This window comes from Pseudomonas sp. C1C7, assembly GCF_013359595.1.
GTDB lineage: Bacteria > Pseudomonadota > Gammaproteobacteria > Pseudomonadales > Pseudomonadaceae > Aquipseudomonas.
The window spans coordinates 63,279-87,209 of sequence record NZ_JABFMP010000022.1; the positions used below are offsets into that span (position 1 = coordinate 63,279).

Sequence of the window (23,931 nt, forward strand, 5' to 3'; positions counted from 1 at the left end):
TACCCGCCGTTTTGGCGCGGTATCGATTGACCCTCCCCAACGGAAAAACCGGTAAGGAATTTATGTGCGGATTAGCTGGCGAGTTACGTTTTGACAATCAACCTGCAGACCTTGCAGCCATCGAACGAATCACCCATCACCTGGCACCACGCGGCCCCGACGCCTGGGGCTTTCACAGTCAGGGGCCGATTGCCCTGGGCCACCGACGCCTGAAAATCATGGACCTGTCGGAGCACTCGGCGCAGCCGATGATCGATCAGCAACTGGGTCTGTCCCTGGCCTTCAACGGCGCGATCTACAACTACCCCGAACTGCGCGCCGAACTGGAAAGCCTCGGCTACACGTTCCATTCCGGTGGCGACACCGAAGTGCTGCTCAAGGGCTTTCATGCCTGGGGCGAGGCATTGCTGCCGAAACTCAACGGCATGTTCGCCTTCGCCATCTGGCAGCGCGATACCCAAAGCCTGTTCATCGCCCGCGACCGTCTGGGCGTCAAACCGCTTTACCTGTCGCGCACCGGCCAGCGCCTGCGTTTTGCCTCGTCGCTGCCAGCGCTGCTCAAGGGGGGCGACATCAACCCGATCCTCGATCCGGTGGCGCTCAATCACTACCTGAATTTCCATGCCGTGGTCCCCGCGCCGCGCACGCTGCTGGCGGGCATCGAAAAGCTGCCGCCGGCTACCTGGATGCGCATCGATGCCGATGGCCGCAGCGAACAGCACACCTGGTGGACCCTGCCGTACGGCCCCCATGCCGATGAGATGAACCTGACCCTCGAAGACTGGCGCGACCGGGTGCTCGACAGCACTCGCGAGGCGGTGGCGATCCGTCAGCGTGCGGCGGTGGATGTCGGTGTGCTGCTGTCCGGTGGTGTCGACTCGAGCATGCTGGTCGGCCTGTTGCGTGAAGTCGGCGTGGAAAACCTGTCGACCTTCTCCATCGGTTTTCAGGACGCCGGTGGCGAGCGCGGCGACGAGTTCCAGTATTCGGACCTGATCGCCCAGCACTACGGCACCCGCCACCACCAACTGCGCATCGACGAAAAAGAGATCATCGAACAACTGCCCGCGGCCTTCAGCGCCATGAGCGAGCCGATGGTCAGCCACGACTGCATCGCCTTCTACCTGCTGTCCCGGGAAGTGTCGAAGCATTGCAAGGTGGTGCAGAGCGGCCAGGGCGCCGACGAACTGTTTGCCGGTTACCACTGGTACCCGCAGGTCGACGGCGCCAGCGATCCCTATGCGGCCTATCGCGAAGCCTTCTTCGATCGCAGCTACGAGGACTACGCCGCCACCGTGCAGCCGAAATGGCTGACAGCCAATGACGCCGCCGGTGACTTCGTGAAGGAACATTTCGCACAACCCGGCGCGGATGCCGCGGTGGACAAGGCCCTGCGCCTGGACAGCACGGTGATGCTGGTGGACGACCCGGTCAAACGCGTCGACAACATGACCATGGCCTGGGGCCTGGAAGCCCGTACGCCGTTTCTCGACTACCGACTGGTAGAACTGTCGGCGCGGGTGCCGGGTAAATTCAAGTTGCCGGACGGCGGCAAACAGGTGCTCAAGGAAGCCGCGCGACTGGTGATTCCGAGCGAGGTGATCGACCGCAAAAAAGGTTACTTCCCGGTGCCGGGCCTCAAGCACTTGCAAGGCGACACGCTGAACTGGGTGCGCGAACTGTTGCTCGACCCGAGCCAGGATCGCGGCCTGTTCAACCCGGCCATGCTCGACCGCCTGCTGACCGATCCCCAGGGCCAGTTGACGCCCCTGCGCGGCTCCAAGCTGTGGCAACTGGCGGCCCTGAACCTGTGGCTCAGCGAACAAGGAATCTGATCGATGAAACCTCACGCTACGGCCATCAGCCAACGCCTGTTGCGCGGTCAGACGCCCTCCTACGAGCGCTTGCAGGCGCGGCTGGCCGAAGACGGCAGCCAGCTGGGCGCAGAACCCATTGCAGTGCATTGCGGCTGGGGCCGGTTGTTGATCGGCCATACGTTTTCCGACGCGGCGTGCCTCGCCCGGGAATTGCTCAACGAGCAGCCCGGCGAGCGCGACATCGCCTTGTACGTCGCCGCGCCCCAGCAGGTGCTGGGGTTGGAACCGGCCCAGTTGTTTCTCGATCCGTCCGACACCCTGCGTTTGTGGTTCAGCGATTATCGTCAGGCCACCCGGGTGTTTCGCGGCTTCCGTATCCGTCGCGCACAAAGCGAGGCGGACTGGCAGGCGATCAATCAGCTGTATCAGGCTCGCGGCATGCTGCCCATCGATGCCACCCTGCTGACTCCACGTCATCTGGGCGGGCCGGTGTACTGGCTGGCCGAGGACGAGGACAGCGGCGCGGTGATCGGCAGTGTCATGGGCCTCAATCATCGCAAGGCGTTCAACGATCCGGAGAACGGCAGCAGCCTGTGGTGCCTGGCGGTCGACCCGCATTGTTCGCGGCCCGGCGTCGGCGAGGTGCTGGTGCGGCATCTGGTGGAACACTTCATGAGCCGTGGCTTGAGCTACCTCGATCTGTCGGTGTTGCACGACAACCGGCAGGCGAAAAACCTCTACGCCAAACTCGGCTTTCGCAACCTGTCGACCTTCGCCATCAAGCGCAAGAACGGCATCAACCAGCCGCTGTTTCTCGGGCCTGGCCCTGAAGCCGAGTTCAATCCCTACGCGCGGATCATTGTCGAGGAAGCCTTGCGTCGCGGCATTGACTTGCAGGTCGACGATGCCGACGCCGGGATGTTCACCTTGAGCCACGGCGGGCGCCGGGTGCGCTGCCGCGAATCTTTAAGCGACCTGACCAGCGCCGTCAGCATGACCCTCTGCCAGGACAAGAGCCTGACCCACAAAACCCTCAAGGCCGCCGGCCTGAAGCTGCCCGCGCAGCAACTGGCGGGCAATGCCGATGACAATCTGGCGTTTCTCGACGAGCACCAGCGGGTGGTGGTCAAGCCGCTGGACGGTGAGCAGGGTCAGGGGGTGGCGGTGGATTTGCAGAGCATCGAGGAGGTGCAGCAAGCCATCGAAGCGGCCCGTCGATTCGACAGCCGTGTGCTGCTGGAAAGCTTCCACGAAGGCCTGGACCTGCGGATTCTGGTGATCGGCTTTGAGGTGGTCGCTGCGGCGATTCGTCGGCCTGCCGAGGTGATCGGAGACGGTCAGCATTCGATCCGCGCGCTGATCGAAGCCCAGAGCCGGCGACGCCAGGCCGCCACCGGTGGCGAAAGCAAAATCCCCCTGGACCACGAAACCGAGCGCACCTTGCAGGGTGCGGGTTTCGACTACGACAGCATTCTGCCAGCGGGCGAGCATCTGTTTGTGCGGCGCACGGCCAATCTGCATACCGGCGGGATTCTGGAGGACGTCACCGCGATTCTGCATCCGACCCTGGTGGATGCGGCGGTGCGGGCGGCCCGGGCGCTGGATATACCCATGGTCGGCCTCGACCTGATGGTGTCTGCCGCGGATCGACCGGAGTACGTATTCATCGAAGCCAATGAACGCGCCGGGCTGGCCAATCATGAGCCGCAGCCGACGGCGGAGCGGTTTGTGGATTTGTTGTTTCCCTACAGTCAGCCGGCGGCTGGCAAATGATGCTGCGTCTGGACTGACGCCTTCGCGGGCAAGCCTCGCTCCTACAAAAGCGGACTCTGCAGGAGCGAGGCTTACCCGCGAAGAGGCCGGCACAGAAACCAAATTTCCATCATCGAAACCATCGATGTGCTCAACCCATCAGGAGTTTCCATGACCATCAAACACCCCGAACCCGACCTGAACTACCTGCAAAAAGTCCTGCTGGAAATGCTCGCCATCCCCAGCCCCACCGGCTTCACCGACACCATCGTGCGCTATGTCGCCGAGCGTCTGGAGGAGCTGGGCATTCCGTTCGAGATGACCCGCCGCGGCACCATACGCGCCACCCTCAAGGGCAAGAAAAACAGCCCGGACCGAGCCGTTTCCGCGCACCTGGACACCATTGGCGCTGCCGTGCGTGCGATCAAGGACAACGGCCGTCTGACTCTGGCTCCCGTGGGTTGCTGGTCCAGCCGGTTTGCCGAGGGCAGCCGGGTCAGCCTGTTCACCGACAACGGCGTGATTCGCGGCAGCGTGTTGCCGCTGATGGCCTCCGGGCATGCGTTCAATACCGCCATCGATGAAATGCCGATCAGTTGGGATCACATCGAACTGCGCCTGGACGCCTACTGCGCAACCCGCGCCGATTGCGACTCCCTGGGGATCAGCGTCGGTGACTACGTGGCCTTCGACCCGCTGCCGGAGTTCACCGAAAGCGGCCATATCAGCGCCCGTCACCTTGATGACAAGGCCGGCGTCGCGGCGTTATTGGCAGCGTTGAAGGCGATCGTCGACAGCGGCCAGGAGTTGCAGATCGACTGCCATCCGCTGTTCACCATCACCGAGGAAACCGGCAGTGGCGCGGCGGCGGCCTTGCCCTGGGATGTCAGCGAGTTCGTCGGCATCGACATCGCCCCGGTCGCTCCCGGCCAGCACTCCAGCGAACATGCAGTGAGCATCGCGATGCAGGACTCCGGCGGGCCTTACGACTATCACCTGTCGCGGCATCTGCTGCGGCTGGCCAGCGACAACGAGTTGCCGGTGCGCCGCGACCTGTTCCGCTACTACTTCAGCGACGCCCATTCGGCGGTGACCGCCGGCCACGACATCCGCACCGCCCTGCTCGCCTTCGGCTGCGACGCGACCCACGGCTACGAACGCACCCACATAGACAGCCTCGCCGCCCTGAGCCGCCTGCTCGGCGCCTACATCCTCAGCCCGCCTGTGTTCGCCAGCGATGCGCAGCCGGCCACCGGATCGCTGGACCGGTTCAGTCATCAGATCGAGCATGACACGCAGATGGAAAGCGATACGCGGGTGCCTTCGGTGGATAGTCTGGTGGGGCAGCGATCTGACGGCTGATCCGGGATTTTAGCGCCTGACCTGACGTCTTCGCGGGCAAGCCTCGCTCCTACAGGGTTCGAGTCAATCTGACCCAAAACCTGTAGGAGCGAGGCTTGCCCGCGAAGGCGCCAGATCAGACAACACAAGGCACCAAGGCTAGCCGCAACCGAACATTCGCCGTAGCATCCCGACATTGTTCCCCCGAGGTGCCTATGCTGATTCCCCACGACCAACTCGAAGTCGACACCCTGACCCGCCTGATCGAAGACTTCGTCACCCGCGACGGCACCGACAACGGCGACGACACGCCGCTGCAGACCCGCGTGCTGCGGGTGCGTCAGGCCTTGATCAAGGGCCAGGCGATGATCGTCTTCGATCCGGAAAGCGAGCAATGCCAGTTGATGCTCAAGCACGACGTGCCCAAGCATCTATTCGACTGACTTTTCCTTTTTTGGCTGCTTGCGCTTGATCCGGTCGTAAATCTCGGACCGGTGCACATTGATGTGGCGCGGCGCTTCGACGCCGAAACGCACGCTGTTGCCATCGACCGCGACGACCCGAATGGAAATGTCGTCGCCGATTGAAATCAATTCGCCCACTACGCGACTGAGTACTAACATGACTTGCGTCCTTCAGGGTTACCAGGCCCTGAAGATGCCCCGCGTGAGACGGGCCTACAAGGCAACAGCGGCAATCCAGAACGGACTGACAGCCCGCGAACCGACCTCCTGACGGAAACGTCTGACAAATCCTCTCGATGCAGGATCGATCCTTCAGGACGCGGAGAAACGCGGGCCGAAAAGGATGACGCTCGCCCCGATCACGCACAGCGCCACGCCGATCCAGTCCGAGCCCAACGGACGGATCCGCTCGACCACCGCCAGCCAGCCAATCGAGGCAATGATGTAGATGCCGCCGTAAGCCGCGTAGGCGCGACCGGCGTAAGTGGCTTCGATGCGGGTCAGCAACAGGGCGAACAGGGTCAGGCTGAGCAGCGCCGGCAGCACCCACCAGACACTTTTGCCCTGGCGCAACCACATCCAGAAGGCGAAGCAGCCGGCGATTTCGAACAGCGCGGCGAGGAAGAACCACAGGTAGTTGAGCATGGGAGTGTCCCGTCAGGATGGCCAATGGCGGCCACCCTAACGAGGCTGTCGACTGCGGGCAAGATCAGCCCGCGGATTGTTTGGCCTTGGCGCGCATCTTGTCGGCCATGACGGTCATTTCGTTGTACAGCAGCTGCGGGTTCTTCTGCTTGAGCGCCCAGGCCATGCGGCCCTGTTCGTGGGGCAGGATCATGAACTCGCCGGCGGCGACCTGCTGGTAGATGTAGTCGGCGATATCGGCCGCGGTGATGGGCGAGCTTTCCAGCAACTTGCCGACCTGGGCCTTCATGGCCGGGGTCGGGCCGCGGAACGAATCGAGCAGGTTGGTCTGGAAGAACGACGGGCACACCACGTGCACGCCCACTTCCTGGTGCGCCAGCTCGATCAGCAGGCTCTCCGACAGCGCCACCACACCGGCCTTGGCCACGTTGTAGTTGCTCATCGCCGGGCCTTGCATCAGTGCCGCCATGGACGCGATGTTGATGATCTTGCCCTTGCTCTTTTCCAGCAGCGGCAGGAAGGCCTTGCAGCCCTTGACCACGCCCATCAGGTTGATCGCGATCTGCCAGTCCCAGTCTTCCAGGGACAATTCGCTGAAAAACCCGCCCGACGCCACACCGGCGTTGTTGACGATCACATCGATGCCGCCGAACTTCGATTCGCACGCCTGGGCGAAAGCGGTCAGCTGGCTGTAGTCGCGCACGTCGCAACGCTGGATAAACCCGTCACCGCCGGCCTCGCGTACCCGTTTCAGCGTTTCCTGAAGGCCCGGCTCGCTGACATCGGACAAGGCCAGCTGCCAGCCTTCGCGGGCCCAGCGCAGCGCGATTTCGCGACCCAGGCCAGAGCCCGCACCAGTGATCATCATGCGATTTTGCATAGCAGACAGCCTTGTTGTTCCGGGGAAGATGCGCCTCAGTGTAGCGAAGGATATTGCCCGACCCACGCTCCATCAGATTGCTGAATGGCCCGAGCAAAACGCCGGTAACTAGCGCTTGCGCAACGAAATAATCCGATGTTCGAAAAACATGAAAAAAACTTGGAATTTTCTTCCAGGCGCAGCAGTCGGAAACTTTAAGCAGCTCGAATTAATTGCATTCCTGCTGACCATTAACGACTAGGTCATTCCTGACTACTTACAGCAAGGAAATAGACATGGGCACAATTCTACTCATCATCCTGATCCTGTTACTGATCGGTGGTCTGCCGGTCTTCCCGCACTCTAGAAGTTGGGGTTACGGCCCGTCCGGTATCATCGGCGTGGTGTTGGTAGTGATATTGATCCTGTTGTTACTCGGCAAGATATGAAGTTTCGACCGGCAAAAAAAAGAGGCCCTGCAAAGGGCCTCTTTTTTATGGGTGACGCTATTTAGTCCGGCTTGCCGTCGATCACACCGGCGGTGTTATCGATCAGGCTCTTGGTCGCCGTTTGCAGGAACGATTCCAGCTTGGTGCGCATCTCGGCGGTACGCGGTGCATCCGGGATGACCTCGGCGTGAGGCTTGGCGCCCAGCTCGTAGGCGTACATCTTCGGTGCCATGTCCTTGTCCTTCGGCAGGACCAGGATCTGGTCGGCGGTGATGATGGCCGTGGTCTGCTCGCTACCCGATGGCTTGATCACGCCGAAACCGGTGTCGCCTTCCGGCAGGTTGAGCAGGTCGCGACCCCAGCACTGGTGACGCACTTCCCCGCCGATGCGGCCCATGATGGTCGGCACGATGTCGACCTGGGTGCCGACGGTGTGGTCGAGCTTGCCGAACTTTTCCTGGATGCCCGGTGCAATCATCAGCATCGGTACGTTGAAACGACCCAGGTCCATTTCGGTGATCTGACGCTCGTTGCCGAAGCCGTGGTCGCCGACGATGACGAACAGGGTTTCCTTGAAGTAAGGCTCCTTGCGGGCCTTCTCGAAGAACTGACCCAGCGCCCAATCCGAGTAGCGCATGGCGGTCAGGTGCTCGTTGAGGCTGCCGCGATCGGTCACGCGCTCGACCGGCAATGGCGTCGGCAAGGCATACGGGGTGTGATTGGACAGGGTTTGCAGCAAGGCATAGAACGGTTTCTTGTCCTTGCCGTCGCGGGCTTTGAGCTCTTGCAAACCACGGTCGAACATGTCCTGGTCGGACACGCCCCAGGTCGGGTCGGAGAACACCGGGTTAACGAAGTCGTTACGACCGACGAAGTTGGTCATGCCCTGGTTGCTGAAGAAGCCCGACTGGTTGTCCCAGGCGAAGTCGCCGTTGTAGACGTAGACGTCGTCGTAGTCGCGGGCGCTGAGCAGCTGCGGCAGGCCCGACAGTTTGTGGCTGCCTTCAGGCGTCTGCATCAGGTACTCGAAGCCCGGCAGGTTCGGGAAGCACGCCATGGTGGCGAACATGCCCTGGTGGGTGTGGGTACCGTTGGAGAAGAAGCGGTCGAACAGCAGGCCTTCCTGGGACAGCTTGTCCAGGTAAGGCGTGATGTTGCCCGGACCGCCCAGCACGCCCACCGAGTGACCGGCCATGCTTTCCATCAGGATCACGACAACGTTCTTGATCGGCAGGGTCTTGTCGGCCGGCGGCGTGTAGTCGCGACGTACCGCGGCGGTCTCGCCGTCCACCAGTTTGTCGTCCTTCATCAGCAGCATGTCGCGCACGGTCTGCTGCGCCATCGGCTGTGGCAGCGTGGCTTTCCAGATGTTGTCGCGGTCTTCGGACATCCGGCTCTTCGCCGCCGCCACCAGCGACAGCGTGCCGTTGAGGCCCAACTGGTTGGCGAAGTTGGAATCGGTGGTATAGACGTCACCCCAACGCATCGGCGGGCCCTGACGCAGAGTGCCACGGGCGGCGACCACACAGATCAGCAGGCAGACCACGAACACCGCGACACGGGTGTACCAGGGGGCAACCTGACGAGCGCCGATGCTGCCGCCGCTGAATGGACCGCGTGGACGGGTCGCGCGATCGGCGCCCTTGAATGCCAGGCTGAGGATCCAGGTCCCCACGGCCCACGCCAACAGGTAGCGAACCACCGGGAAACCGTACCAGAGCATGCTCATCACGGTTTTCGGGTCTTCCTTCACATACTGGAAGACCAGGCCGTTGAGGCGCTGGTGGAACTCACGGTAGAAGTCCATCTCCATCAGGCCCAGGAACAGCGCGATGCTGGAAGCCACCGTCAGCCAGAAACGGAAAAAACCGCGCGCCGCCATGGCCCGGGCGCTGAACAGTGCCAGCAGCAACGGAATGCTGAGGTACACCACCAGACGCAGGTCGAAACGCAGGCCGTTGGCGAACGCTTCGACAAAGGTCGAGGCCGGCGTGTCGAGAATCATCTCGCGGTTGTAGACCAGCAGCGCGAGGCGCAGCAGGCTGAACATGACCATCATGATCAGGGCACACAACAACGTGTAGGCCAGATGCGATTTGACGGTCGGTTGCAGCAGGCGACTAGAAGCTCGCTGCTGATTCAGGGCGTCCGGAATTGCCATGTCGTTTTAGGACCCATTGGAAGTTTAAGTTCGAATACAGCTGCGCCTGCCCTCTATCGGCCAACTACCTGGCCCCGGGGTTTGCGCGGTGCGCAAATGTTGCACGATCAAACGTGGCAATGCCATTGATTACTGTTCGATCACGCCAACGCGCGCGAATTGTCTGGGAGGTGTTGTGAAAATTTCGTACAGCGAATATTCGGAAACACAATAAAGGCATCGAGCTGAATGCCGCCTGATTGCGAGGCGGTTTGCGTGATGTCTGCGGGAGAAACCAGGAACCGTGTAGGAGCTGTAGAGTGCAACGAGGCTGCGATCTTTTGATTTTTAAAAGCAAGATCAAAAGATCGCGAGCAGGCTCACTCCCACAGGTTATGCAGGAGCTAAACGCCGATCACTTCTCCGCCAACGCCTTCAGATTTTTCAGAGTATTGAACGGCGCATCAACCACAAACTTGTTGGCCACCATCGAAGGCACGCTACCACCCGGCTCGGTGTGCACCTGATAAGTCACGCGAACCTTGTCACCCAACGGCTCGAACTTCCAGAAACCGTCAACCTTGGTCACCCGCACAAAGCCCTTCTCTTCAGGAATGTACTTCGGCACGCCTTCGAGCTTGCGGGTCAGGCTGCCGTCGGCGCCTTCAGTGGTGGTGACATGCAACACCGAATCACGCGCAGTCACCGGCCACGGTGTATTGAATTGGGTATAGGTCCAGCTCTGATCACCTTCGTGCTTGAGCAACTTCTGGGTCTTGCATTCGTGAATCCAGGCACAGGCGCCAGCCACGTCATCCTGCAGGGCACGCAGTTTGGCCACGGTGGTCTTCATCAGGGTGACGCCCTGATAAGCCTTGTAATCGGAACCGGCCACCTCACTCAGGGACACCTTGATGCCGTCTTCATTCTTGGCTTCCTTCCAATCCTCGGCCTGGGCAACCGAAGTGGCCAGAACCGCCGTCAACCCACACAACACAGCCAAACGATGCAGCGAACCCATAGTTATATTCCTTGTTGTTGAAGTTCCGTTCGTTGAACACATCACGCCGCGGTCATCTGCTCCCACCAGCCAATCAACCGGATGGCTTCTTCACTGCTGCTGCCGCACACCTCGACGTCCGCCTTGAATCCTGAGCACACCGCCGGGCGCTCGGGCTGACCGAAAATATTGCACAGGTTTTCGGCAGACAATTGCACACAACGTTCCCCGGCGGCTTTGCCCATGGGCATGCCGGGAATGGCGGAACTGATGGATGGGGCAATGCAACAGGCGCCACAGCCCTCACGGCATTTCATGACGACAAGCTCCTCGCGACGGGCGATGTGTTAAAGGACGGGGCACAGAGTAACCGCTTAAACAGTTGTTTTAAATTACCGTACCACAGGTTTTTCGCTGCAAACGGGCGTGACCGGGCAGTCTCCGACAAAGCGTCTATCACGCGGCTCACGAACGGGGCAATCAGCGCTTGAATTCGAACTCGAGCGCCGCACCATCGACTTCATGACGCTCCTCATTGCGCAGTTGCAGCTGCATTTCGTTGCTGATCAGGCGTCCGTTGAGTTGAAACTGGCTGTTGCCCTTTTCTCCGAACATCTGCGGCAACACCGGATCGTGCTTGGGCAAAGGGACGGTGCCGACGGGGTCCAGATCCTCGACCATGTCCCGGGGCAGGCTCAAGTCGATGTTGGCGGGAGGGAGCTGGGTCTTCACTACCTCGCTGGCCGGTTTGGACTTGGAGGCGATCGGTGGACGCTTCTTGACCGCCGCGGCAGGCTTTTTGGCCGACGCGGCTTTCTTTGCGGAGGTGCTTTTGGAAGGTGTGGCTTTGGCGGGTGAGGCTTTCTTCGACGTCGTGCTGGCCGCCGGTTTGTCCTGAGCGGATGCAGCCTGGACAGCAATCGGCTGAAGGCCCACTGACAGGCAGATCAATAACCAAGCGGCGGGAAGAATGGGTTTCATGGACTGAACGACGCACGGGCGAAAACGACAGAGAGGCCATATGCTCGCCTGTTGCACGAGACAAGACAAGTGTGGACAGGCAAACCCCGCCCACAGCGTCAAAAGCCCAGGGCCGTCTCCTGGCAAAGCTGCGTGGCGAGCATGCCCAACGTCATCAAGGCACGCTCGGCCTCACGGTTCCACGGGATGCCGCAGTTGAGCCGGATACAGTGGTTGAACTGCTCGGTATTACTGAAGATCAGCCCCGGCGCAATGCTGATGCCCTGCTGCAAGGCCCGCACATGCAGTTCCTGGGTATTGACCCTTCCCGGCAGGCTGACCCACAAGATGAATCCACCGGTCGGGCGGGTCATCTGCGTGCCTTCGGGGAAATACTGCTGCACCGCCAACTGGAAGGCGCTGAGATTCTTGCGGTATTCCTGACGGATGTAGCGCAAGTGCCGGTCGTACCCGCCGTTCTCCAGATAGGCGGCAATGCCCATCTGCGTGACGCTGCAGGCCGAATGGGTGCTGAAGGTCTGCAAACGCTGGATTTCCTGCTGGAACTTGCCGGCGATCATCCAGCCGATCCGCACACCCGGCGACAGGGTTTTCGAGAAACTGGAGCAATAGATCACCCGGTCCAGCCGGTCATAGGCCTTGAGCGCCTTCGTGCGCCCCTGCTCGAACATCAGTTCGCCGTAGATATCGTCCTCGACGATCTGAATGTCGAAATCCGACGCCAGGCGCAACAACTGTTTCTGCCGCTCCTCGGGCATGGTGCCGCCCAGGGGATTGCTCAGGCGTGTAGTCAGCACCAGCGCCTTGATCGACCACTGATTGGCCGCCAGTTGCAGGGCTTCCAGACTCATGCCGGTGGCCGGATCACTGGGGATTTCGATGACCTTGAGCCCCAGCAGATCGGCCAGTTGCAGCAAACCGTAATAGGTTGGCGATTCGGCAGCGATCAGATCCCCAGGGCGGGTCAGGACCCGCAAGGACATCTGCAAGGCATCGACACAACCGTGGGTGATCACCACTTCCGACGGATCGACCACCACCCCGGCATCGCGCATGCGGATCGCCACCTGCCGGCGCAGTGGCTCGAAACCCGGGCTGAACATGTAACTGAATGCACGAGGACTGTGGAAACGGGTGACTTTGGCCAACTGCTGATGCAGCGCCCGAACCGGCAAGTAGTCGACGCTCGGAACCGCCGCGCCCAGAGGAAACACCCCTTCGCGACGGGACTCGACCAGTACCTGCTGAATGATGCTGCTACGCGTGACCAGGCCGGGACGCTCGACCCGGGCGATGTCCGGAGTCTGCGCGGTCAGGGCCGGCGTCTGGTGTACGTAGTAACCCGACTGCGGACGGGCGCGGATCAGGCCCTGATCCTCGAGGTTGGCATAGGCCTGCAGAACCGTGGCATGGCTGACGTTGAGCTGCGAACTCATCTTGCGCACCGAAGGCACGCGCTCTCCCGGTTGATAGACGCCGCGACGGATGTCTTCAGCCAGTTGCTGAGCAATACGTTGATAGAGCAAGAGGTTGGTCATGACGCAGCACTCGGTTTCACAGGCATTTTATTCTTGTGGGAAACGATACCGTAACAGTTCGTAAGTGTACTGGGACAGTTACCACAATAGTCGACCATACAGTGCAGTGTCAGCAAAAAACTGTACTGTTCTGCCAAAGGGTTGGCAGATACAAAAAAACCCGGCACTGCATGACAGTGCCGGGTTTTCCAGAGACGCAACCCTTAGCGGGCGGCGCCGAGCTGGCCTTTTTCGTCGGAGAACACGATTTCCACCCGACGGTTCTGCGCACGACCGCGTTCGGAGGCGTTGGCATCCACCGGGTATTCGTCGCCATAACCTTCGACCTGGATGCGCTTGTCGTCGATCCCCAGGTCCATCAGCACGTCCGCCACCGATTGCGCACGGTCACGGGACAGCTTGAGGTTTTCCTGCTTGCCGCCGGTACTGTCGGCGTAGCCTTCGATGCGCACCACGCGCTTGGGGTTGAGTTGCAGGAACTGCACGATCTTCAAGACCACGCGGTTGGCCGAGCTTTTCAGTTCCGCCTCACCGGTGTCGAACAGCACATCGCCCAAGGTCAGCACCAGGCCGCGGTCGGTCTGGGTGGTGGCCAATGCCATCTGTTCTTCGAGCCATTTGCCTTGCTGTTGCACACTGAGCAGCTTGGATTCGCGCAAAGCCAGTTGCAGGCGCTGGCGTTCCAGTTCGAGCTTCGCCGCGCGCTCTTCGTTGAGCACCTGATTGGTGTGCTCACGGGCGATTTCGCTGTAGCGCTGGCTCAAATAGGCGTAATGCGCCACGTCCGAACCGCTGCCCCAATAGGTGGACAAGCGATCGGCACGGGCCAGGGATTCACCGGCGCGGATCACGTCCTTGGGCGCGATGCGCAAGACGTTGGAATCTTCCTTGACCTTCTGGAAGTCGGCACCTGCCTGCTGCAACGCCGCTTCACTGTGCTGGCCGGCGCAGCCATAAAGGCTCGCGCAACCTGCCAGGATCAAACCACCGACAATCTTCGATCCGAAGTTCATTGGGCATCTCCCAATTGCTTGCGCAGACGGGTGATGCGGGTGTTGAGCACGTTGATCTGCTCCTCGCTCTTGAGGGTCAGGACTTTTGCCTCGGCCAGACGCGCATCCAGCTCGGCCTGCTCGGAGCGCATGCGCGCGTTCTTGAAGGATTGATCGGCCATGCTGCCCTTGGCGCGGTTGTACTTTTCTTCCGCCAGCTTCATTTCCGGCACATCATCGGCCGTGGCGCCCACGGCCTTGGCCTGTTCCAGCGCCTTTGCGGTCAGGCGCATCTGTTCGTTGGGTGCCGGATCGGCTGCGCAACCCACCAGAGCCAGTACGGCCAGGGCAGCGCAAAGAGGTCGAATACTCACTAAGAATCCCTACTGTTTTGGGGCACTGACAGGCTGTTGCTGCTGCGTATTCCAACGCTCGATATTGCGTTGCAACACAGCCTCCGTCAGTCCGGACGCGGGCAATTCTGTCATCTTTTTCGCCAGCTGTCCGCGCAACCACGGATCGTTGCAGGCCGAGTTATGGGAAACCGCCAGAAACAATCCCGGCTTGTCGATAGGTTGCGCACGGGCGATCAGGTCGTTGGTCATGCCCAGTGTTTGCGCCATGGCCATGCCCGAGTAACGTCCCGCCAGGACAAATTCCACCTCGCCCAGCAGCAATTTCTGAAAGGCCTGGGTCAGGTTTGGTGTACGGATCAGGGACAAATTCTGCTGGGTTGAAGCGACGAATTCTGGCGTCAATCGAGACTTTTCCGACAAAGCGCCGACATGTCCGGGCAAATCCTGCAGGTCGTTGTAGATCAGTGCCGAGTCCTTGCGGGTCCAGACCAGGTAGTCGTTTTCCAGCAATGGCGGATGGATGTAGTCCAGGGATTCCAGCTCGCTGACCGTCAAGGGGGTATCGGCCAGCATGTCCATGCGGCCACTGCGCACTTCCTCCAGGGCCTGGGAACGTTTGCCGGCATAAAGCAACTCGACCTTGATGCCCAACTCCCCCGCCACTTGCTGCAGCAGGTCGGCACTGGCGCCGATCAGGTGCTTGGGATTTTGCGGGTCCTGCCAGAGGTACGGTGGCGCGTCCGGGCTGCCGGTGACCATCAGGCGCTCGCATTTGCCGGCGGCGATCGACAGCGTTGGCAATAGCGCCAGTCCCAGAAAACTCCATGCCAGACGCAGGTCCATGGCGAAAGCACTCCTCTTGTTTACAACACTGACACCTGTAGGAGCGAGCTCGCTCCTGCAGTTAAAAAAAAAGCCCGACCAAAAGGTCGGGCTCTTTATAAGTGAAGCGGCCGGATTAGACCAGCTGCTCCAGCTCAGGGATGGCTTCGAACAGGTCTGCAACCAGACCGTAGTCCGCCACCTGGAAGATCGGCGCTTCTTCGTCCTTGTTGATCGCAACGATCACCTTGGAGTCTTTCATGCCGGCCAGGTGCTGGATCGCGCCGGAGATACCGACGGCGATGTACAGCTGTGGCGCAACGATCTTGCCGGTCTGGCCGACCTGCATGTCGTTCGGTACGAAACCTGCGTCGACCGCGGCGCGCGAAGCACCCACGGCAGCGCCCAGCTTGTCGGCCAGGGCGTACAGGTGTTTGAAGTTGTCGCCGTTCTGCATGCCGCGGCCGCCGGAAACGACGATCTTGGCAGCGGTCAGTTCCGGACGATCGGACTTGGCCAGTTCTTCGCCGACGAAGCTGGAGATGCCAGCGTCGTGAGCAGCGGCAACGGCTTCAACGGCAGCCGAACCACCTTCAGCTGCAACCGGGTCGAAACCGGTGGAACGCACGGTGATCACTTTGACGGCGGCGTTCGATTGAACGGTAGCGATGGCGTTACCGGCGTAGATCGGACGCTTGAAGGTGTCGGCGCTTTCTACCGAGATGATCTCGGAGATCTGGTCGACGTCCAGTGCAGCGGCAACGCGCGGCAGGATGTTTTTGCCGTTGGAAGTGGCGGCAGCCAGGATGTGGCTGTAGCCCTTGCCCAGCTCTGCAACCAGAGGAGCAACGTTTTCCGGCAGCTGATGCGCGTAGGCGGCATTGTCAGCGTTCAGGACCTTGCTCACGCCCGCGATTTTCGCAGCGGCTTCAGCCACGGCGCCAGCGCCTTGACCGGCAACCAGCACGTGGATGTCGCCGCCGATTTTGGCAGCGGCAGCAACGGTGTTCAGCGTGGCGGCAGCCAGCGCCTTGTTGTCGTGTTCAGCGATTACCAGGATAGTCATGGTCAGATCACCTTCGCTTCGTTTTTCAGTTTCTCGACCAGTTCAGCGACCGACTTGACCTTGATGCCGGCGCTGCGTGCAGCAGGCGCTTCGACTTTCACGGTCTTGTTGGTGGAAGCGGTGGAAACGCCCAAAGCGTCCGGAGTCAGCGTCTCGAGAGGCTTCTTCTTGGCTTTCATGATGTTTGGCAGAGACGCGTAGCGCGGCTCGTTCAGACGCAGGTCGGTGGTCACGATGGCCGGCAGTTTCAGAGAAACGGTCTGCAGGCCGCCGTCGATTTCACGGGTGACAGCTACGCTGTCGCCGCTGATTTCGACCTTGGAGGCGAAAGTGCCCTGACCGTAGCCGCTCAGTGCAGCCAGCATCTGGCCAGTCTGGTTGTTGTCGCTGTCGATGGCCTGTTTGCCAAGGATCACCAGCTGAGGCTGTTCCTTGTCGACAACGGCCTTCAGCAGTTTGGCAACGGCCAGGGAAGTCAGGTCTTCGGCGGATTCGACGAGGATGGCGCGGTCGGCACCCAGAGCCAGCGCGGTGCGCAGTTGCTCCTGAGCGGTGGACGGGCCGACGGAGACGACGACGATTTCAGATGCAACGCCTTTCTCTTTCAGGCGTACCGCTTCTTCCACTGCGATTTCGCAGAATGGGTTCATCGACATCTTGACGTTGGCAAGATCGACGCCGGAATTGTCCGCCTTGACGCGGACCTTGACGTTGTAATCCACAACGCGTTTGACAGCTACAAGAACCTTCATGGATTCCTCGTTACTCTCCGGTGAAAAGAAAGTCGCCTAGGCGAACCTGGCGGTTGGATGCTCATCGGGCGCAAGGGCACCTCTAAAAACGCCGGCATTGGTGTCAAGTGACCATCACTCACGATGTTCATGACCGTTGGTCAGGAGTGACCGACAAGTCATTCGATTTCGTGGCGTGTAAACTGCGCGTTGAATCCCAATGGCGCTTCACTTTCCACTGCCATCGCCCTGTCTTTAGAGGTGCTCTTGATACCTGTATTAAGCCTACGGCGAGCGCAAAACCGCCCGTATCTTGACCGGAACACCTATTCCGGTCAATACGGCAAAATAGCCGTTCATAACCCGCGTGACTTTGATTTCTCTGGCTTTGAGCCAATTCAAACAAACGTTTGTATTGGACCCTGAGAGTGGTGTAGATATAATGCGCCACCCCAAGACAAAGGTGGTCGATCGATTGTCCTCTCCCGACTCTACGCTGGGATTCATGGATGCGACACCAAACCTTAAAAATTAGAAAAAACTGTTGAGCCTTGAGTAGGAGATAGCCTGTGGAACGCGAATACATGGAATTCGACGTGGTCATCGTCGGTGCCGGCCCCGCTGGCCTGTCCGCCGCCTGCCGGTTGAAGCAGAAGGCCGCCGAAGCCGGTAAGGAAATCAGCGTCTGCGTGGTTGAAAAAGGCTCCGAGGTCGGTGCTCACATCCTGTCCGGTGCCGTGTTCGAACCACGCGCCCTGAACGAGCTGTTCCCGGACTGGAAAGAACTCGGCGCACCGCTGAACACGCCGGTCACCCGCGACGACATCTTCGTCCTGAAAAACGCCGACAGCGCGCAGAAAATCCCTGACTTCTTTGTGCCCAAGACCATGCACAACGAAGGCAACTACATCATCTCCCTGGGCAACCTGTGCCGCTGGCTGGCCCAGCAGGCCGAGAACCTGGGCGTGGAAATCTACCCGGGCTTCGCCGCACAGGAAGCGCTGTTCGACGAAAACGGCATCGTGCGCGGGATCATCACCGGCGACCTGGGCGTCGACCGCGAAGGCAATCCGAAGGAAGGCCTTTACACCCCGGGCATGGAACTGCGTGGCAAGTACACGCTGTTCGCCGAAGGTTGCCGTGGCCACATCGGCAAGCAACTGATCAAGCGCTTCAAGCTCGACAGCGATTCCGACGTCCAGCACTACGGCATCGGCCTGAAGGAAATCTGGGAAGTCGATCCGGCCAAGCACCAGCCAGGCCTGGTCGTCCACACCGCCGGTTGGCCGATGGACATCATGGGCACCGAAAACACCGGTGGCTCGTTCCTCTATCACCTGGAAAACAACCAGGTCGTGGTCGGCCTGATCGTCGACCTGTCCTACAGCAACACCTTCCTGTCGCCGTTCGACGAGTTCCAGCGCCTCAAGCATCACCCGGTGCTCAAGCAGTACCTGGAAGGCGGCAAGCGCATCAGCTACGGCGCTCGCGCCATCTGCAAAGGCGGCCTGAACTCGCTGCCGAAGATGGTCTTCAAGGGCGGCGCGCTGATCGGTTGCGACCTCGGCACCCTGAACTTCGCCAAGATCAAGGGCAGCCACACCGCGATGAAGTCCGGCATGCTCGCCGCTGAAGCGGTGGCTGACGCGCTGTTCGCCGACAAGGACGGCAGCGAAGAGCTGACCACCTACGTCGACGCGTTCAAGAACAGCTGGCTCCATGAAGAACTGTTCGCCAGCCGTAACTTCGGCCCGGCGATCCACAAATTCGGCGCCATCGTCGGCGGCGGTTTCAACTGGCTGGACCAGAACATCTTCGGCGGCAAACTGCCGTTCACCCTGCACGACACCAAGCCGGACTACGCTTGCCTGAAGCTGGCAGCCGACTGCAAGAAGATCGACTATCCGAAGCCGGACGGCAAAATCAGCTTCGACAAGTTGAGCTCGGTGTTCATCTCCGGGACCAACCACGAAGAAGAGCAACCTTGCCACCTGAAGCTGACCGACCCGAGCATCCCGATCAGCAAGAACCTGCCGCTGTACGACGAACCTGCCCAGCGCTACTGCCCGGCCGGCGTGTATGAAGTGGTAACCAAGGAAGACGGCGAGAAGCGCTTCCAGATCAACGCCCAGAACTGCGTTCACTGCAAGACCTGCGACATCAAGGACCCTGCACAGAACATCACCTGGGTGACACCTGAAGGGGCCGGCGGCCCGACTTACCCGAACATGTAAGCCAAGGCCACAATCACAAATGCCCCGACTTGTCGGGGCATTTGCGTTTCTGCGGCCTGAAAAATCCGCCGCCCATAAAAAATGCCCGCCTCTCGCGAGACGGGCATTTTCATTGACGCACTGGCCGTTAGCGGGCTGGCGCGGCTACCACGGCAGCATCACGACGCTTGCTCTTGATGGCGTAGCAGACCCACATGAACACGAGCCACACCGGGATCGCGTACACCGAGACCTGGATCCCCGGAATCAGCAGCATCACGCCCAGAATGAACACCACGAACGCCAGGCAGACGTAGTTACCGTACGGGTACCACAAGGCCTTGAACAGCGAAGTCTGGCCGGTCTTGTTCATGTGCTGGCGGAACTTGAAGTGCGAGTAGCTGATCATCGCCCAGTTGATCACCAGGGTCGCCACCACCAGCGACATCAGCAGTTCCAGCGCGCTTTGCGGCATCAGGTAGTTCAGCAGGACCGCGATCAGCGTCACGGCCGCCGAGGCCAGGATCGAACGAACCGGCACGCCGCGCTTGTCAATCTTCGCCAGCGCCTTCGGTGCATCGCCCTGCTCTGCCATGCCCAGCAACATGCGGCTGTTGCAGTAAGTGCCACTGTTGTACACCGACAACGCCGCGGTCAGGACCACGAAGTTGAGGATGTGCGCGGCAGTGTTGCTGCCCAGCATCGAGAACACCTGGACGAACGGGCTGCCACTGTAGGAGTCGCCGGAAGCATTCAGGGTATCCAGCAGGCTGTTCCAGGGCGTCAGGGACAGCAGGATCACCAGCGCGCCGATGTAGAAAATCAGGATCCGGTAGATCACCTGGTTGATGGCTTTCGGGATCACGGTTTTCGGCTTGTCGGCTTCGGCGGCGGTGAAACCGAGCATTTCCAGACCGCCGAAGGAGAACATGATGATCGCCATGGCCATCACCAGCCCGCTGACGCCATTGGGGAAGAACCCGCCGTGGGACCAGAGGTTGGAGACCGCCGCCTGCGGGCCGCCGTGGCCGCTGACCAGCAGGTAGCTGCCCAGGCCGATCATGCCGACGATCGCCACGACCTTGATGATCGCGAACCAGAACTCGGCCTCGCCGAAGACTTTGACGTTGGCCAGGTTGATCGCGTTGATCAGCACGAAGAAGGCTGCCGCCGTGGCCCAGGTCGGGATTTCCGGTGCCCAGTAATGAATGTATTTGCCGACCGCGGTCAGCTCGGACATGCCCACCAGGATGTACAGAATCCAGCAGTTCCAGCCCGACAGGAAGCCGGCGAAACCGCCCCAGTATTTATGCGCGAAGTGGCTGAAGGAACCGGCAACCGGCTCTTCGACGATCATTTCGCCCAGTTGGCGCATGATCATGAAGGCGATGAAACCGCAGATGGCGTAGCCGAGGATCATCGACGGGCCGGCGGATTTCAGCACCCCGGCGGAACCCAGGAACAATCCGGTACCGATGGCACCGCCCAGGGCGATCAATTGGATGTGGCGATTCTTCAGGCCGCGTTTCAGCTCGCCTGAATGCGAGTTTTGTCCACTCATGAAAAGGGTCTCACGCAAGGTTTGATGATGTTCGGGAAGCGTTGCTGCTTGGAAACGACGTTAAGCGGCACCGATCAAACCCCAGCGCAGGCACCAGGAGTTCAGCGTATTTACAACGGTCATGCGTCACCTGTTTGTTTTTATCTGTGACGAAATCGAACCCGACGCGCTCGTGACGCGGCGGAGTGAACAAGGCGGATAGCCTTGAGGTGTGCGCGATAGCGCAGGAGGTCACAGGTAAAACGCGGCGCATTGTACACCGCCAACCCCGTGCTGCCAGACACTGCGCGCCCGAACCTCGGGCATGGCGCGCATGACACCTTGCGTGGAGGGGGGAAACAAGCGGGTCGGGGCGTTAAGGAGCGTCGTGTTTGGTCGGGATGCGGAAGAATTTTCTTACAGTAGCGAGTGAAGGGTGATTCCACAGGAGCAATCCGTGGATTTCGTCAGGATTTCTTTACAGCCCGTAACGGTGATTTTCCATTTCGGGAATCGATGTTGTTGCCGCTGACGTCTTCGCGGGCAAGCCCGCTCCCACAAGGTTTTTGCAGTGATCACAAAATCGCGCCGCACACTCGATCCCTGTGGGAGCGGGCTTGCCCGCGAAGAGGCCCTCACACCCCCCAAAAATCAAATCTGACCGCAAAAAAAAACGCCAACCCAAAGGCTGGCGTATCTCGCTTGCAGCTTGAAGCTCAAGGCTTACCGCTGCCTCACTCCGTCTTGCGACGTCCAAACCCCGGACGCTGGCCGGAACCGGCCGGTGCGCCGCGGCGCTTGCCCGAAGGCGTATCGCCGTCGGTCAGCTTGATGCCCGGACGCTTCGGCGCCGGCTTGGCCGGGCGCTTGGTGTCGGCTGGACGGTCGGCCACTGGCGTGCCGCGACCTTCGCCACGCTCGGTACGACCAGCGGCCGGACGCGGAGCGCGTGGGCTGCGCTCGCCATCCTGACGCGCGGCCGGCTTGCGACCCGAGCGCTCGCCTTCGAGCTGTGGCTCGCGGTTGGCGCGTGGCGCGGCAGGTGCGTCTGTAGCCGGACGCAAGGTACGCACGCGATCGGTGCGGGCCATTGGCCGCGAGGATTTACGCTGCATACGCTCCAGCTTGTCCTTGCTCTTGGCATTCATCTGCGGCAATGCCACCGGCGTCAGGCCAACCTCGGCGCTGAGGACATCGACTTCGTACTGGCTCATTTCGCGCCAACGGCCCATCGGCAGGTCGGAGTTGAGGAACACCGGACCGAAACGCACGCGCTTCAGACGGCTGACCACCAGACCTTGGGATTCCCAAAGGCGACGCACTTCACGGTTACGACCTTCCATCACCACGCAGTGGTACCAGTGGTTGAAGCCTTCACCGCCCGGAGCCTGCTGGATGTCGGTGAAACGCGCCGGACCGTCTTCGAGGACGACGCCCGCTTTCAGGCGATCGATCATCTCGTCGTCGACTTCACCGCGCACACGCACGGCGTATTCACGGTCCATCTCGAAGGACGGGTGCATCAGGCGGTTGGCCAGCTCACCGTCGGTGGTGAACATCAAAAGACCGGTGGTGTTGATGTCCAGGCGACCGATGTTGATCCAGCGCCCTTCTTTGGGCTTTGGCAGCTTGTCGAAAACGGTAGGACGGCCTTCCGGATCGACGCGGGTGCAGATTTCGCCGTCGGGCTTGTTGTACATGATCACGCGGCGGACCGACTCGGCGGCCTCTTCGCGCTTGATGACACGGCCGTCGATGCTGATGGCGTCGTGCATGTCGACGCGCTGGCCGAGGGTGGCGTCTTTGCCGTTGACCTTGATCCGGCCGTGGCTGATCCAGGCTTCCACATCACGGCGCGAGCCGACGCCGATACGGGCGAGGACTTTCTGCAGTTTTTCGCCTGCTGGGCCGATTGGCTGGTCGTCTTGCTGGTCGTTGATACTCATCTGGGCACCTCCCGGTGTGGTCTGTTCAGGCGTGGCCTGAAGCGATATGGAACTGGGTCTTGGGCGAAGGGATCGCCAAAGGGTCGCGAATCATACGCTCATGAGGGCGTTTGCGCATCAGAGACTAGTTGATGAATGAAAATTTACCGGGTTTGCGCCGACCGATGGTGAGGAATGCACATCTCACCTGCATCGCTCCCACAGGGATCTCCATCATCTGGAATACTGATTAATCTTCAAGCTCGCGACGCTCGGCTTCGATGGCCTCGGCCAACGCCAAGGCTTCGGCCTCTTCCTCACTCAATTCAGGCTCGGGCGCCGTTTGTTCCAACGCAGCCACAGCAGCCAGCAGTTTTTCCCGAGCCTCGGCCACGCCAAGAATGTCGTCATCCTGCTCAGGCTCTGGCTCGTCTTCCGGTTCAGGTTCAGGTTCAGGCTCAGGCTCTGGCTCTGGCTCTGGCTCTGGCTCTGGCTCTGGCACAACCTGCGCCACCTCACCTTCCAGCTCAACCTCGACCTCAACCTGCGGCAGTGCCGAATCGAACACCGGCATCTCCCCATCGCGCAACAAATCGTCGAAATCGGTCTTGATCCCCTCTTCCATGCTGTCCAGTTCCAGCAACAGCGTATGGAAACTGGTTTCCTCCTTCGGCTCCTCCGGTTCGGCGCTGGCGTCGGCCAGTTCCTGCAACCCGGCCGGCACCGGGGCGTCGTCGAAGTCGAGTACAGGATCCGGCTCCAGCTCACGCAGTTCCGCCAGCGGTGGCAAGTCGTCGAGGTTCTTCAGGTTGAAGTGATCGAGAAACGCCTTGGTGGTGGCAAACATCGCCGGTTTGCCCGGTACGTCGCGGTAACCGACGATGCGAATCCACTCGCGCTCCATCAGAGTCTTGACGATCTGACTGTTGACCGCCACGCCCCGCACGTCCTCGATCTCGCCCCGGGTGATCGGCTGGCGATAGGCAATCAGAGCGATGGTTTCCAGCATTGCCCGGGAATAACGCTGCGGGCGCTCTTCCCACAAACGACCGACCCAGGGCGAAAACTTTTCGCGGATCTGCAGACGATAACCGGAGGCGACTTCCTTCAATTCGAAGGCGCGACCATCGCAGGACTTGCCCAGAATCGTCAGGGCTTTCTTGAAAACCGCCGGCTCCGGCCGCTCGCCCTCTTCGAAGAGTTCGTACAGGCGCTCCATGGATTGCGGTTTTCCCGAGGCCAACAGAAAGGCCTCAAGCAGTGGCGCCAGCTCGCGGGGTTCACTCAGGTTCATGATTCA

At 60.6% G+C, this 23,931-nt stretch carries 22 protein-coding genes; 6 read left to right on the forward strand and 16 right to left on the reverse strand.

The window, feature by feature from the left end:
- The first annotated feature begins 62 nt into the window (after positions 1 to 62).
- The 4 genes from HNO86_RS18445 (at position 63) to HNO86_RS18460 (ending at position 5,353) form a co-directional block, all read left to right on the forward strand.
- Positions 63 to 1,835, forward strand: a complete 1,773-nt coding sequence (locus HNO86_RS18445) for an N-acetylglutaminylglutamine amidotransferase (RefSeq protein WP_175378368.1) — start codon at positions 63 to 65, stop codon at positions 1,833 to 1,835.
- Between the two features lie 3 nt (positions 1,836 to 1,838).
- Entirely contained in the window at positions 1,839 to 3,590 is a 1,752-nt protein-coding gene (gene ngg, locus HNO86_RS18450) for an N-acetylglutaminylglutamine synthetase (protein WP_175378369.1), read from the forward strand.
- A gap of 150 nt (positions 3,591 to 3,740) precedes the next feature.
- Entirely contained in the window at positions 3,741 to 4,931 is a 1,191-nt protein-coding gene (locus HNO86_RS18455; RefSeq protein ID WP_175378370.1) for an osmoprotectant NAGGN system M42 family peptidase, read from the forward strand.
- 194 nt (positions 4,932 to 5,125) lie between these two features.
- Positions 5,126 to 5,353: a YheU family protein gene (locus tag HNO86_RS18460; RefSeq protein ID WP_175378371.1), complete on the forward strand. Its 228-nt coding sequence runs from the start codon at positions 5,126 to 5,128 to the stop codon at positions 5,351 to 5,353.
- Here the strand turns inward: HNO86_RS18460 and csrA are convergent.
- The 3 genes from csrA to HNO86_RS18475 all read right to left on the reverse strand — a co-directional run bounded on the left by csrA (position 5,342) and on the right by HNO86_RS18475 (position 6,899).
- A complete protein-coding gene (gene csrA / locus HNO86_RS18465; protein WP_175378372.1) occupies positions 5,342 to 5,533 on the reverse strand; it encodes a carbon storage regulator CsrA in 192 nt (63 codons plus the stop codon). The genes HNO86_RS18460 and csrA overlap by 12 nt on opposite strands.
- Before the next feature lie 153 nt (positions 5,534 to 5,686).
- Positions 5,687 to 6,019: a YnfA family protein gene (locus HNO86_RS18470; protein ID WP_150770045.1), complete on the reverse strand. Its 333-nt coding sequence runs from the start codon at positions 6,017 to 6,019 to the stop codon at positions 5,687 to 5,689.
- Between the two features lie 64 nt (positions 6,020 to 6,083).
- Positions 6,084 to 6,899 (reverse strand): SDR family oxidoreductase, encoded by an 816-nt coding sequence (locus HNO86_RS18475; protein WP_175378373.1) that lies wholly within the window; start codon positions 6,897 to 6,899, stop codon positions 6,084 to 6,086.
- Positions 6,900 to 7,168: 269 nt separating this feature from the next.
- On the opposite strand from HNO86_RS18475, the gene HNO86_RS18480 reads away from it, so the two are divergent.
- Positions 7,169 to 7,327: a DUF3309 family protein gene (locus HNO86_RS18480; protein ID WP_170948722.1), complete on the forward strand. Its 159-nt coding sequence runs from the start codon at positions 7,169 to 7,171 to the stop codon at positions 7,325 to 7,327.
- 61 nt (positions 7,328 to 7,388) lie between these two features.
- Here the strand turns inward: HNO86_RS18480 and HNO86_RS18485 are convergent, their stop codons facing one another.
- The 10 genes from HNO86_RS18485 to HNO86_RS18530 all read right to left on the reverse strand — a co-directional run bounded on the left by HNO86_RS18485 (position 7,389) and on the right by HNO86_RS18530 (position 16,974).
- Positions 7,389 to 9,488: an LTA synthase family protein gene (locus HNO86_RS18485; RefSeq protein WP_175378374.1), complete on the reverse strand. Its 2,100-nt coding sequence runs from the start codon at positions 9,486 to 9,488 to the stop codon at positions 7,389 to 7,391.
- 394 nt (positions 9,489 to 9,882) lie between these two features.
- On the reverse strand, positions 9,883 to 10,488 hold the full coding sequence (locus tag HNO86_RS18490) for an START domain-containing protein (RefSeq protein WP_175378375.1): 606 nt from the start codon (positions 10,486 to 10,488) through the stop codon (positions 9,883 to 9,885).
- Between the two features lie 41 nt (positions 10,489 to 10,529).
- Positions 10,530 to 10,784, reverse strand: coding sequence for a YkgJ family cysteine cluster protein (locus HNO86_RS18495; RefSeq protein ID WP_175378376.1), 255 nt, complete (start codon positions 10,782 to 10,784; stop codon positions 10,530 to 10,532).
- A 163-nt stretch (positions 10,785 to 10,947) separates the two neighbouring features.
- Complete coding sequence (locus HNO86_RS18500; RefSeq protein WP_175378377.1) at positions 10,948 to 11,448, reverse strand: translation initiation factor 2; 501 nt, start codon at positions 11,446 to 11,448, stop codon at positions 10,948 to 10,950.
- Positions 11,449 to 11,546: 98 nt separating this feature from the next.
- Positions 11,547 to 12,986: a PLP-dependent aminotransferase family protein gene (locus tag HNO86_RS18505; RefSeq protein WP_175378378.1), complete on the reverse strand. Its 1,440-nt coding sequence runs from the start codon at positions 12,984 to 12,986 to the stop codon at positions 11,547 to 11,549.
- Between the two features lie 203 nt (positions 12,987 to 13,189).
- The gene (locus tag HNO86_RS18510; RefSeq protein WP_175378379.1) at positions 13,190 to 13,999 is read right to left on the reverse strand and encodes an OmpA family protein; all 810 of its coding nucleotides are present in this window, start codon (positions 13,997 to 13,999) and stop codon (positions 13,190 to 13,192) included.
- Positions 13,996 to 14,352: a DUF4398 domain-containing protein gene (locus HNO86_RS18515; RefSeq protein ID WP_175378380.1), complete on the reverse strand. Its 357-nt coding sequence runs from the start codon at positions 14,350 to 14,352 to the stop codon at positions 13,996 to 13,998. The genes HNO86_RS18510 and HNO86_RS18515 overlap by 4 nt, the downstream gene beginning before the upstream one ends.
- Before the next feature lie 9 nt (positions 14,353 to 14,361).
- Positions 14,362 to 15,177, reverse strand: a complete 816-nt coding sequence (locus tag HNO86_RS18520; protein ID WP_175378381.1) for an ABC transporter substrate-binding protein — start codon at positions 15,175 to 15,177, stop codon at positions 14,362 to 14,364.
- A gap of 115 nt (positions 15,178 to 15,292) precedes the next feature.
- The gene (locus HNO86_RS18525) at positions 15,293 to 16,222 is read right to left on the reverse strand and encodes an electron transfer flavoprotein subunit alpha/FixB family protein (RefSeq protein ID WP_175378382.1); all 930 of its coding nucleotides are present in this window, start codon (positions 16,220 to 16,222) and stop codon (positions 15,293 to 15,295) included.
- 2 nt (positions 16,223 to 16,224) lie between these two features.
- Entirely contained in the window at positions 16,225 to 16,974 is a 750-nt protein-coding gene (locus HNO86_RS18530) for an electron transfer flavoprotein subunit beta/FixA family protein (protein WP_110967025.1), read from the reverse strand.
- Between the two features lie 548 nt (positions 16,975 to 17,522).
- Here HNO86_RS18530 and HNO86_RS18535 point away from each other — a divergent pair.
- Complete coding sequence (locus HNO86_RS18535; RefSeq protein WP_175378383.1) at positions 17,523 to 19,187, forward strand: 4Fe-4S dicluster domain-containing protein; 1,665 nt, start codon at positions 17,523 to 17,525, stop codon at positions 19,185 to 19,187.
- 127 nt (positions 19,188 to 19,314) lie between these two features.
- Here the strand turns inward: HNO86_RS18535 and HNO86_RS18540 are convergent, their stop codons facing one another.
- From HNO86_RS18540 to scpB, 3 genes are all read right to left on the reverse strand, one after another.
- Positions 19,315 to 20,727, reverse strand: coding sequence for an amino acid permease (locus tag HNO86_RS18540; RefSeq protein ID WP_175378384.1), 1,413 nt, complete (start codon positions 20,725 to 20,727; stop codon positions 19,315 to 19,317).
- Between the two features lie 713 nt (positions 20,728 to 21,440).
- A complete protein-coding gene (gene rluB / locus HNO86_RS18545; protein ID WP_175378385.1) occupies positions 21,441 to 22,652 on the reverse strand; it encodes a 23S rRNA pseudouridine(2605) synthase RluB in 1,212 nt (403 codons plus the stop codon).
- 229 nt (positions 22,653 to 22,881) lie between these two features.
- Positions 22,882 to 23,925 carry an SMC-Scp complex subunit ScpB gene (scpB, locus tag HNO86_RS18550; RefSeq protein WP_175378386.1) on the reverse strand — a complete coding sequence of 348 codons (1,044 nt, stop codon included), beginning with the start codon at positions 23,923 to 23,925 and terminating at the stop codon, positions 22,882 to 22,884.
- Positions 23,926 to 23,931: the final 6 nt, after the last annotated feature.